Annotated in this window: 11 protein-coding genes and 1 pseudogene; 3 read left to right on the top strand and 9 right to left on the bottom strand. The window is 70.8% G+C overall.

Annotation, left to right across the window (positions count from 1 at the left end):
- The 4 genes and pseudogenes from G3I65_RS12525 to hppD form a co-directional block, all read right to left on the bottom strand.
- Window positions 1–1,574: pseudogene (locus G3I65_RS12525) on the bottom strand (hypothetical protein); the annotation flags it as partial.
- The gene (locus tag G3I65_RS12520; protein WP_125312616.1) at window positions 1,574–1,882 is read right to left on the bottom strand and encodes a type VII secretion target; all 309 of its coding nucleotides are present in this window, start codon (window positions 1,880–1,882) and stop codon (window positions 1,574–1,576) included. The pseudogene G3I65_RS12525 and the gene G3I65_RS12520, both read right to left, overlap by 1 nt.
- Window positions 1,883–1,892: 10 nt before the next feature.
- Entirely contained in the window at window positions 1,893–2,447 is a 555-nt protein-coding gene (locus G3I65_RS12515) for a YbaB/EbfC family nucleoid-associated protein (protein WP_160696258.1), read from the bottom strand.
- Between the two features lie 122 nt (window positions 2,448–2,569).
- Window positions 2,570–3,769 (bottom strand): 4-hydroxyphenylpyruvate dioxygenase, encoded by a 1,200-nt coding sequence (gene hppD / locus G3I65_RS12510; protein WP_160696257.1) that lies wholly within the window; start codon window positions 3,767–3,769, stop codon window positions 2,570–2,572.
- Window positions 3,770–3,878: 109 nt separating this feature from the next.
- Here hppD and G3I65_RS12505 point away from each other — a divergent pair, with 109 nt between their 5' ends.
- Window positions 3,879–4,352, top strand: coding sequence for an Lrp/AsnC family transcriptional regulator (locus G3I65_RS12505; protein ID WP_160696256.1), 474 nt, complete (start codon window positions 3,879–3,881; stop codon window positions 4,350–4,352).
- A 54-nt stretch (window positions 4,353–4,406) separates the two neighbouring features.
- Here G3I65_RS12505 and G3I65_RS12500 read toward each other — a convergent pair whose 3' ends face one another.
- The 3 genes from G3I65_RS12500 to G3I65_RS12490 all read right to left on the bottom strand — a co-directional run bounded on the left by G3I65_RS12500 (window position 4,407) and on the right by G3I65_RS12490 (window position 6,411).
- Window positions 4,407–5,219 (bottom strand): MBL fold metallo-hydrolase, encoded by an 813-nt coding sequence (locus G3I65_RS12500; RefSeq protein WP_160696255.1) that lies wholly within the window; start codon window positions 5,217–5,219, stop codon window positions 4,407–4,409.
- A 49-nt stretch (window positions 5,220–5,268) separates the two neighbouring features.
- Window positions 5,269–5,772, bottom strand: a complete 504-nt coding sequence (greA, locus tag G3I65_RS12495) for a transcription elongation factor GreA (RefSeq protein ID WP_160696254.1) — start codon at window positions 5,770–5,772, stop codon at window positions 5,269–5,271.
- 195 nt (window positions 5,773–5,967) lie between these two features.
- The gene (locus tag G3I65_RS12490; protein WP_160696253.1) at window positions 5,968–6,411 is read right to left on the bottom strand and encodes a DUF4307 domain-containing protein; all 444 of its coding nucleotides are present in this window, start codon (window positions 6,409–6,411) and stop codon (window positions 5,968–5,970) included.
- A 136-nt stretch (window positions 6,412–6,547) separates the two neighbouring features.
- Here G3I65_RS12490 and mca point away from each other — a divergent pair, with 136 nt between their 5' ends.
- Window positions 6,548–7,453 (top strand): mycothiol conjugate amidase Mca, encoded by a 906-nt coding sequence (mca, locus tag G3I65_RS12485; protein ID WP_160696252.1) that lies wholly within the window; start codon window positions 6,548–6,550, stop codon window positions 7,451–7,453.
- A complete protein-coding gene (locus G3I65_RS12480; protein ID WP_160696251.1) occupies window positions 7,450–7,770 on the top strand; it encodes a preprotein translocase subunit SecG in 321 nt (106 codons plus the stop codon). Before mca ends, G3I65_RS12480 begins: the two co-directional genes overlap by 4 nt.
- Here the strand turns inward: G3I65_RS12480 and G3I65_RS12475 are convergent.
- Entirely contained in the window at window positions 7,767–10,256 is a 2,490-nt protein-coding gene (locus G3I65_RS12475) for a polynucleotide kinase-phosphatase (protein WP_160696250.1), read from the bottom strand. The genes G3I65_RS12480 and G3I65_RS12475 overlap by 4 nt on opposite strands.
- On the bottom strand, window positions 10,253–10,843 hold a 591-nt coding region (locus G3I65_RS12470; RefSeq protein ID WP_160696249.1), incomplete at its 5' end, for a methyltransferase domain-containing protein. The genes G3I65_RS12470 and G3I65_RS12475, both read right to left, overlap by 4 nt.

The following is a 10,843-nucleotide window of genomic DNA, read 5'->3' as shown; positions in this document are numbered from 1 at the left end:
GAGTGGGTGGGAGTGCTGTCGCTGCCTCGTGTCGGGGACGGGCTGGTGTCCCCGCCGGTGTGGGAGGGTTCGCTGCTGCGCGTCGGTGCGGGGCTGTCGCTGGCCCGGGCGGGTGCGCTGTCCCCCGTGTGCGACGGGGTGCCGTCGCTGCCGCGGGTGGGCGACGGGCTGCTGTCGCCGGTGCGGGAGGGTTCGCTGCTGCGGCTCGGCGAGGAGCTCGAATCGCTCGCGTGGGAGGGCGTGCTGTCGCTGCCGCGAGTGGGCGACGGGCTGCTGTCGCCGGTGTGCGCGGGCTCGCTGCCGCGGGTCGCCGAGGGACTCGCATCGCCGGTGTGGGACGGCGATCGAGTCGGCGCGGGACCACTGTCCCCGCCGTGCGCGGGTGCGCCGTCGCCGCCACGAGTCGGCGAGGAGCTGCCGTCCCCGCTGTGGGTGGGCGCACCATCGTCGGAGCGTGCTGCCGAGGGGCTGCCGTCCGGTGCCTCGTCCCCGGTGTGGGAGGGGGAGCTGTCCCCGTCCCGGCCCGAGCCGCGGCGGGACCCTCCATCCGGTGTGGAATCGGTGTTCATCGGGTCCGAACTCGGCGAATCCCCGTCCGCGTGGCCGGAATCGCCCGAGTCACCCCGCGAACTATCCCCCTCACTGGAGTGGGAACCCTCCCCGTCCGGGGAGTCCCCGCCGTGGGCTCGGGTGTGGACCCCGCCGCCCTCGCCCTTGGGGATCTTGTGGACGAAGCCGCCCTCCTTGACCTTCAACCCGTCCAGGCCCGAGACCTTGCCCAGGACCTTCCCGAACACCTTCGCGATCTTCTCGAAGACGTCCACCAGCTTCGACAGCAGCGGTGACACTTTCCGGATGGTGTCGGTGAGCTTCTTCAGCAGCTCCCCGATCTTCTTGCCCCACTTCGCGATCGCCGCCGACGCCTGCGCGACCACCACCGGGGTGCCGAAACCGAGGGAGAAGACCTCCTCCATCACCCACGCGATCAGCTTGCCGACCAGGTCCGCGATCAGCTGCCGGACCGTCTCGCGGACGAACGACACGACCTGGCCCATGATCATCGTGACCGTGCTGATCGCCCCGGCCACCGTCGCCGCCCCCGACAACGCCTCGCTGTGTTCCGCCGCGAACTTGCGGTAGGCGTCCGCGCCCGCGCCGGTCCAGCCGGTGGTGCCGTTCTTGACCGCGTTGTCGAAGTCGGTCTTGCGTTCCCCGAGCGCTTTGGACACGTTGCCCCACGTGTCGGCATACGACTGGATCACCGGCGGGTTGCCCGCCACCGAGTCGAGCATGTCCTTCAACGGCTGGACGTGTTCCATCAGGAACGACGCCACCGACGACATCAGGTACCCGAACGGGTCGATCGCGGCACCGGCGATTTCCCCGGCCAGCGACAGCATGCCGAGGCCGCCGGAAACCCAGTCGCCGTCTTTGATGCCGTTGAAGGCGTCCATCGACGATTCGGCGATGCCGATGCCGCCGGCCCAGCCGTAGTCGCCGTTGCCGGCGGTGAACGCGCCCGGGCCGTCCGGGTCCTGCTTCGACTCCGCGACGAGCGGATTCCCCTCCGGCATCACGCGCCGCCGGCGGACTTGTTCAGGTCGTCGGCGACGCCGGTTTCGTACTTGTGGTACGCCAACGCGGCTTCGCGGACCTTGCCGGACACCGCCGTCATCGCTTCCACCGCGTCCTTCAGCGCGTCGATCCCGTACTGCTCCACCGGGTCGAGCATCATCCGGAACGGCTGGCAGAGGATGCCGTACGCGTCCGTCGGCATGCTGACCTGGTTCGCCGCGTCGACGGCCTGCTGCAGCCCGTCACCGATGGTGTCGAGCTGGTGGGCGTGCGCGGTCAGGTCGGTGCTGAGTTCCACATCCGTCATCGGTTCCCCCTCAGGAAAGGATCGGTCCGCCGAAGTCGTCGTCATCGTCGTCGATCGGACGGCGGCGCCGCGGTGGTTGCGGCGGCGCGGGCGGAGGCGGCGGCGGGGTGCGCGGCGGCGGCTGCTGCTCCTCGGTGTCCTCCGGCAGGAACCGGCGGACGCGGTCGGGCTCCGGGAACGCGGGTTCGGGCTCCGGCGGCGGCTCCGGGAAGGTGCTCTGCGCCTCGCGGACGATCTCCGCCGCGGCCTGGTCGCCGGTGCCCGTGGTCTCCGCCATGGCCTGCTGCAGCAGTTCCGGGATCCGCGCCTGCGCGCGCTGCACCAGCTGCATCACCTGCGCCGACACCTCGGCCATCCGCTTGCCCGCGGCGGCTTCGGCGATGACGAGGTTCTTCAGCAGCCCGCGCGAATCGACGGTCACCTGGACGGTGCCGTCCTTCGACCGCTCGGTGACCGACTGGCCCTGCACGCGATCGGCCATCGCCTGGTACCGCGCGGCGTTCTCCTCGAGCCGCTTGGTCCAGTTGTCGATCATCGCGTCGCTGGCGTCGATGCTGTCCGGCATCCCGGCCCCTTCTCTCTGCTTCCCCACCTTGACGGATCCGGGCCGCGCGCGGTTCCCGGGAAACGCCAAAGGCCACCATAGGGGACCCGCAGGCTCCCGATGGTGGCCTTCGCCGAGATGTGTCAGAGGTTGCCGCGGCGCTCCTGCTCACGCTCGATCGCCTCGAACAGCGCCTTGAAGTTGCCCTTGCCGAAGCCCAGCGAGCCGTGGCGCTCGATCAGCTCGTAGAAGACGGTCGGGCGGTCGCCGATCGGCTTCGTGAAGATCTGCAGCAGGTAGCCGTCCTCGTCGCGGTCGACCAGGATGCTGTGCTCCTTGAGCGTCTCGATCGACACGCGGACCTCGCCGATCCGGGCGCGCAGCTCGGGGTCGTCGTAGTAGGAGTCCGGGGTGTCCAGGAACTCGACGCCGGCGGCGCGCATCGCGGTGACCGTCGCGATGATGTCGTTGGTGGCCAGCGCGATGTGCTGGCAGCCCGCGCCGTCGTAGAACTCGAGGTACTCGTCGATCTGCGACTTCTTCTTCGCCACGGCCGGCTCGTTCAGCGGGAACTTGACCCGGTGGTTGCCGTTCGAGACGACCTTGCTCATCAGGGCCGAGTACTCGGTCGCGATGTCGTCGCCGACGAACTCCGCCATGTTCACGAAGCCCATGACGCGGTGGTACCAGTCGACCCAGTAGTCCATCTTGCCGAGCTCGACGTTGCCGACGCAGTGGTCGACGGCCTGGAACAGCCGCTTCGGCGCGCCCTCGGGCCGCTTGATCGTGCTCTCGCGCGGCTCGTAGCCGGGCAGGTAGACGCCGGTGTAGCGCGACCGGTCGACCAGCGAGTGGCGGGTTTCGCCGTAGGTCGCGATCGCGGCGACGCGCACCGTGCCGTGCTCGTCGGAGACGTCGTGCGGCTCCTCGAGGATGGTGGCGCCCTGGGCACGCGCGTGCTCGATGCACTTGTCGACGTCGGTGGTCTCCAGCGCCAGGTCGATGACGCCGTCGCCGTGCTTGCGGTGGTGGTCCAGCAGCGGCGAGTCCGGCTTCACGCCGCCGGTGATGACGAACCGGGCCGAGCCGGACTTCAGGACGTAGGACTTGCGCTCGAAGTCGCCGGTCTCGGGGCCCGAGTACGCGACGAGCTGCATCCCGAACGCGATCTGGTAGTACCAGGCCGTCTGGGTGGCGTTGCCCGCGATGAACACCACCGCGTCCATGGCCTTGACCGGGAACGGGTCGGTCGAGGCGTCGTGGTCGACAAGCCCGACGAGCTGACGCAGCTGGTCGTAGCTGACGTCGTCGAGGCCGCTCTGGGGTTCGGCAGTCTGGGTCATACCTCGAAGGATCAGCCCTGTACGGCAAGATGAGCAATGGTTTGCATTTTGACTGGGCAATCTGCCGGGTGTTCGCCGGACATCGACCGTCATGATGGACAATCTGTGCATGCCGGAGAACCTCGATGCGCTGGATGCGCGACTGCTGCTGTTGCTCACCGACTCCCCGCGCCTCGGCGTGCTGGAGTGCGCGCGGCGGCTGGGGGTCGCGCGCGGCACGGTCCAGGCGCGGCTCGACCGCCTGACCGAGCGCGGCATCCTGGGCGGCTTCCCGCCGGAACTCGACCTGGCGGCGATGGGCTACGGCCTGACGGCGTTCGCGTGGCTGGAGATCGCCCAGGGCCGCCGCGCGGAGGTGACGGAAGCGCTTTCGGCGATCGACGAGGTGTGCGAGGTCCACGCGACGACCGGCCAGGGCGACCTGTTCGTCCGGATGGTGGCGCGGGGCAACGACGACCTGCAGCGGGTGATCGACGAGGTGGTCGGCGTGCCGGACGTGCTGCGGACGTCGACGTCGATCGCGCTGTCGACGCCGGTGCCGCCGCGGGTCCGCCCCCTGCTGGAGCGGACCGCGCGGGGCTAGGGCTGAGCTTTCGCTATGAAAGTGCGCTTTTGTACTTTCGGTGCGAAAGTGGGTTCAGTGTTCGTCGGCCACGTGGGCCAGGTAGCGCTTCGCCGAGCGCTGGACGACGTCGTAGCCGTCGGTGCGAACGATCGCGTCCCACCAGGCGCCGTAGATGGCCTCGAAGCGGTACCCGGCCAGCAGCTCGGCCGCCCGGCGGACGACGTGCGGGCGCTCCGGGATCAGGTTCGGGTAGCTGTACATGAAGCCGACGTGCGTCCGGTCGGGGATGACCTGCACGATGTCGCCCGAGAGCAGCGCGCCCTGCCCGTCCTCGCCGTCCGGCCAGTGCAGGACGGTGCCGCCGGTGAAGTGCACGCCGAGGTTGATCAGGCGCAGGTCGTCGGCGACGTCCAACGTCGTGCCCGACCACAGCTTGACCGCCGGGTCCGGCCTGCCGATCCACTGCTGGTCGCCTTCGTGCAGGTAGATCGGCACGTCGAACGCGTGCGCCCACTCCACCATCGTCGTGTAGTAGTGCGGGTGGCTGATCGCGATGCCGGTGAGCCCGCCGAGGTCGCGGACCTGCGCCACCAGCGCATCGTCGAGGTAGGCCGCGCAGTCCCAGAGGAAGTTGCCCGAGCGGGCCTGGACCAGCAGCGCGCGTTCGCCGATCGCGAAGCCGGGGTTCGAGCCGACGCCGATGATGCCGCGGCCCTGCTCTTCGATCCGCGGCGTGTAGGTGCCGCTTTCGCGGAGCGCGGCGAGGTTCGTCCACTGCTGCCCGGCGGCGGGGACGTACTGGCGTTCGTCCTCGCAGACCGGGCAGTCGTCACGGACGGTGGCGTACTGCATGCCGCACGCCAGGCAGATCGGTTCGGTGCTCACAGCGGTGTCCTCCCAGAATGTGGATCCTGGGAGGACACGCTATCCGCGGCTACTTCGCGTCGGTGTAGGGAACCGCCTTGACGAGGGTCACCTTCTGCAGCTTGCCGTTGGGCAGCTCGTACTCGCGGGACTCGCCCTCCTTGGCGCCGAGCAGGGCCTTGCCCAGCGGCGACTCCGGGGAGTACACGTCGAGGTCGCCTTCGGCGCCTTCTTCGCGGGTCGCGAGGAGGAACTTCTCGTCCTCGTCGTCGCCCTCGTAACGGACGGTGAGGACCTTGCCCGGGCCGGCGGTGCCGTCGTTCGCGGGCGCTTCGCCGACCTTGGCCGAGCGCAGCAGCTCCTGCAGGTGCCGGATGCGCGCCTCGGCCTGGCCCTGTTCCTCACGGGCGGCGTGGTAGCCGCCGTTCTCCTTGAGGTCGCCCTCTTCGCGGCTGTCGTTGATGCGCGCGGCGATGACCGGACGATTCTCGATCATTTCGTCGAGCTCGTGCTTGAGCCGGTCGTAGGCATCCTGGGTCAGCCAGGTCACCTTGGTGTCGCTCACGGTCACCATCTCCTCGTCGGGCCTGCCAGGCTTGCGTGTTCAAGCCGGCCCACACGGGCGTAGTTGCCCGCGTGGCTGAGATAAAGGAAAAACACGGCCCGTCGTGGGCCGTGCTGAGGGGTCAGACTATCACGGCGCGACAGGTCGACGCCCGTTAATTCCGCTGGCCCCGGGCGTTGGGCGCGCGGTTCACCCCGTTGGCCGCTATGGGGTTGACAGATACCGTGGTATGTCGTACGAGCAGCCGTACACGTCGGCGGTCACCGGCTCCCCGATGCTCTTGATCGTGGTGCTCATCCTGCTGTACTTCGCGCCGGCGGGGACCAGGAGCTCTTTGCGGCCGCTCTCGGCGCCGGTCTTGTCGCGGGCCCGCACGATGCAGACGCCCGGCTTGCTGTTGTCGTCCCGCGTCACGTTGATGGTGATTTCCATCGCGTTGCCCGGTTTGGCGCTGAAGGCGACGCGCTCGGCGTCGATCGGCGCGGCGCCGAGGTTGACGTACGCGACCCACGCGATCACGCCGCTGACCAGCAGGGCGATGGCGAGGAAGAGCCAGCGGCGCCAGCGTCGCGACGGCGTGGCCCGCCGGGTGCCGTACCGGCCTTCGGGCAGCACGGGGGCTGCCGTTTCCGCCGGTCCGCCTGCCAACGCGGGGCCTCCTGCTCGTTCTTGTCGTACCCGTGGGGACAATGGTGGGGCGGGTACGGCTTCGAGTATCCGCCCGCTGGGTGGGCGGCCCGCAGGTGGGTCGCGGAATACGGGTAGAGAAGGAGTCGTTCGCAGCATGGTGGACCAGCTGACGAAGACCGCCAAGCCGCGCCTGCGCCTGATGGCCGTGCACGCGCACCCCGACGACGAGTCGAGCAAGGGCGCCGCCACGATGGCGCGCTACGCCGCCGAAGGCCACGAGGTGCTGGTCGTCACCTGCACCGGTGGCGAGGCAGGCAGCATCCTGAACCCCGCCATGGACCGCCCCGAGGTGCTGGCGAACATGGCCGAGATCCGCCGCGAGGAGATGGCCCGCGCGGCCAAGATCCTCGGCGTGAGCCAGCGCTGGCTCGGCTTCGTCGACTCGGGCCTGCCCGAGGGTGACCCGCTGCCGCCGGTGCCGGAGGGGTCGTTCGCGGTGGTGCCCCTGGAGGAGTCCACCGAGGCGCTGGTCCGCGTGATCCGGGAGTTCCGCCCGCACGTCATCACGACGTACGACGAGAACGGCGGCTACCCGCACCCCGACCACATCCGCACCCACGAGGTGTCGATGGCGGCGTGGGACGCGGCGCCGGACCCGGCCCGGTTCCCCGACGCCGGCGAGCCCTGGCAGCCGCTGAAGCTGTACTACGGGCACGGCTTCTCGCGGGCCCGGATGACGCTGTTCGACGAGGCGCTGAAGGAGGCCGGGCTCGAGTCGCCGTACACCGAGTGGCTGGCCAAGTGGGACCCGGACAAGGCCGATGTCATGGAGCGGGTGACGACCCGCGTCGAGTGCGGTGAATACTTCGAGGTGCGGGACGAGGCGCTCAAGGCGCACGCCACGCAGATCGACCCCACCAGCCGCTGGTTCGCGGTGCCGCTGGAGATGCAGCGCGAGGTCTGGCCGACCGAGGAGTACGAGCTGGTCAAGTCGCTGGTGGACAGCACGTTGCCGGAGGACGACCTGTTCGCCGGCATCAAGGAGAAGGTGAGTACATGAGTCTGACGCTGCCGGCCGGCGTGGCGCTTCCGGTGACCGCGTCGGCCCTGGTCCTGACGCAGCAGCCGGGCAACGGCGACAACGGCGGGCAGGGGGAGGACTTCGGCAAGTCGTCCCCGGTCGGCTTCCTGGTGCTGATCCTGTTCCTCGTGGCGGTGGCCTTCCTGGTCCGCTCGATGACGAAGCACCTGAAGCGGGTCCCGGCGAGCTTCGACGACCCGCCCGCCGCGCCGGAGCAGCCGGAAGCGAAGTCCGGCGAGCCGGAGGCGGCCGAGAAGCCCGCGAAGGACTCCCCGGCCACCAACGCCGACAGCTAGAGCCGCGGGTCCACCGGGTCCGACTCCAGGGCGAGCACCGCGAACACGCATTCGTGGACTCGCCAGAGCGGCTCGCCCCGGGCGACGCGCTCCAGTGCCTCCAGGCCGAGCGCGTACTCGCGCAGCGCCAGCGTCCGCTTCCGGTTCAGCCCGCGCTTGCGCAGCCGGTCCAGGTTCGGCGGCAGGGTGTAGTCCGGCCCGTAGACGATCCGCAGGTACTCGCGCCCGCGCACCTTTACCCCGGGCTGGACCAGGCCGCGCGTGCCCCGCGTCAGGTTGGCCGCGGGCTTGACGACCATGCCCTCACCGCCACCGGCGGTCAGCTCCTCCCACCACGAGACGCCCCGGGCGACCGACGCGGCGTCCAGGAGGTCGACCTCGAGCGTGCGGGTCGGCTGGAACCGCGGCCCGGTCAGCCGCGCCAGCGTCGACAGGTGCCACGCGTGCGGCCGGTCGTGGTGGGCCGCTCCTTCGGACGCCAGCAGCTGGAACGGCGCCAGCCGGACGCCGTCCAGACCCGACGTCGGCCAGCAGTAGCGCCGGTAGGCCGCCCGGTAGGCGTCCACTGTGGACGACCGGGCCGTCGTCCGCGCCAGCAGGTCCGCGACGTCGATGCCGCGGGACGCCGCCGTCGTCAGCGCCGACACGGCTGACGGCAGCACCGCCTGGGCGGCCGCGCCCACCGACGCGTACTGCTCCGAAATGAGGGAGCCCGCCTTCGCGCTCCACGGCAGCAGCTCGGCGTCGAGCAGCAGCCAGCCCGTGTCCAGTTCCCGGAACAGCCCGGCCGCCGCCGTGCGCACGTCCGCGAGCAGCTCGTCGTTCTGCGCGGCCGCGAAGAACGGCCGCCCGGTCCGCGTGTACACCGCCCCGCCGCCCTCGATGCCGAACCGCTTGGCCGCGACGCCGTCCTGGCAGACGAGCACGACCGCCCGCGACCCCATGTGCTTCTCTTCGCACAGCACGGTTTCGACCCCGGCGGCCCGGTACTCGGCGAACGCCTCCTCCGGGTGCTCCAGGTAGTCCTCGCGCGCGGACGTCGAACACGGCGCCATCGTCGGCGGCAGGTACGCGAGCCACCGCGGGTCGACCGCGAACCGGCTCATCACCTCCAGCGCCGCCACGGACTGCTCCGCCGAGACGCCGACCCGGCCGTGGTGCGCGGTCTGCACGATCCGCTTCCCGGTGACGTCACCCAGCTCCAGCACCGCCGGCTCGCGCCCGCCCAGCGGCCGCGAAGCGTCCAGCGGCCGGGCCGGTTCGTACCAGACCCGGTGCGCCTTCACCGAGACGACCTGCCGCTCCGGGTAGCGCAGCGCCGTCAGCTTCCCGCCGAAGACGCACCCGGTGTCCAGGCACATCGTGTTGTTGACCCACTCCGGTTCGAGCGTCGGCGTGTGGCCGTACAGGACCATCGCGGACCCGCGGTAGTCGCGCGCCCACGGCAGCCGCACCGGCAGGCCGTACTCGTCGGTCTCGCCGGTCGTGTCGCCGTACAGCGCCATGCTGCGGACCCGCCCGGACGCGCGCCCGTGGTACCGCTCGGGCAACCCCGCGTGCGCGACGACCAGTTTGCCGCCGTCGAGGACGTAGTGCGCGATCAGCCCGTCGCAGAACTCGTGCGCCTGCCGCCGGAACTCCTCGCTCTCCCCGGCGAGCTGCTCGAGCGACTCCGCGAGCCCGTGCGCGGCGTTGACCTTCCGCCCGTGCAGCGCGCGCACCAGCTTCTGCTCGTGGTTGCCGCAGACGACCAGCGCGTTCCCGGATGACTCCATCGCCATCACGCGCCGCAGCACGCCCGGGGTGTCCGGGCCGCGGTCGACGAGGTCGCCGACGAACACCGCGGTCCGCCCCTCCGGGTGCACGCCGTCGACGTACCCCAGCTCGGCGAGCAGCTCGTCGAGCTCGGCCGCGCAGCCGTGGACGTCGCCGATGACGTCGAAGGGCCCGGTCAGCTCGCGCTTGTCGTTGCGCAGCGGCTCGAGGACGAGCTCCGCCTCGGCCACCTCGGCTTCCGACCGCAGCACGTGCACCCGCCGGAACCCTTCGCGCTCCAGCGACTTCAGCGACCGCTGCAGCTCGCCGCGCTGCCGCCGGACGACGTGGTCGCCGAAGTCGCGGTCGGGCCGCGACGCGTTGCGCGCCACGCAGACGCCGAGCGGCAGGTCGAGCACGATCGCCACGGGCAGCACGTCGTGCTCCTTCGCGAGCTTCACCAGGCTCGCCCGCGAAGCGCGTTGGACGTTCGTCGCGTCGATGACGGTCGTCCGCCCGGCCGCGAGCCGCTTGCCCGCGACGTAGTGCAGCGCGTCGAAGGCGTCGGGCGACGCGGCCTGGTCGTTCTCGTCGTCGGCGACGAGCCCGCGGAAGAAGTCGCTGGAGAGCACCTGCGTCGGCGCGAAGTGCGTGCGCGCGAACGTCGACTTGCCGGAACCGGAAGCGCCGACGAGCACGACGAGCGCCATGTCGGGGACGGTCAGCTTCACGCGGCCACCTCCTCACTGGTCGAAAAGACCGCCATCTGGGTCGGCGGTCCCGATTCCTGGTCCACCGGTCCGATCGGCAGGTACCGGACTTCGTAGCCGCGCCGGGTCGCGACGCCGTCCGCCCAGGCGCGGAACTCGGCTCGCGTCCATTCGAACCGGTGGTCGGCGTGCCGGAAATGCCCCATCGGCAGGAACTCGAACAGCCGGTTGTACTCCGCGTTGGGCGTCGTGACGACGACCGTGCGCGGCGCCGCGACCCCGAACACCGCGTGTTCCAGCGCCGGCAGCCGGTCCGCGTCGACGTGTTCGACGACCTCCATCAGCACGGCGGCGTCGTACCCGGCCAGCGCCGGGTCGGCGTAGGTCAGCGCGGACTGCCGCAGCGTGACCCGGGTGTAGCCGCCCAGCCGCTTCTCCGCGATGGCGAGCGCGCCCGCGGAGACGTCGACGCCGACGATGTCGACGAAGGACCGCTCCTTCTCGAGCACGCGCAGCAGTGCGCCGGAGCCGCAGCCGAGGTCCAGCACGCGCCGGGCGCCCGCGGCCCGCAGCGCGGCGAGCACGCTGCCGTGGCGCTGCGCCGCGAG

Origin of the sequence: Amycolatopsis sp. SID8362 (assembly GCF_010550475.1) — a bacterium.
Lineage (GTDB): Bacteria > Actinomycetota > Actinomycetes > Mycobacteriales > Pseudonocardiaceae > Amycolatopsis > Amycolatopsis eburnea.
This window is presented reverse-complemented; position numbering and strand designations above follow the sequence as displayed.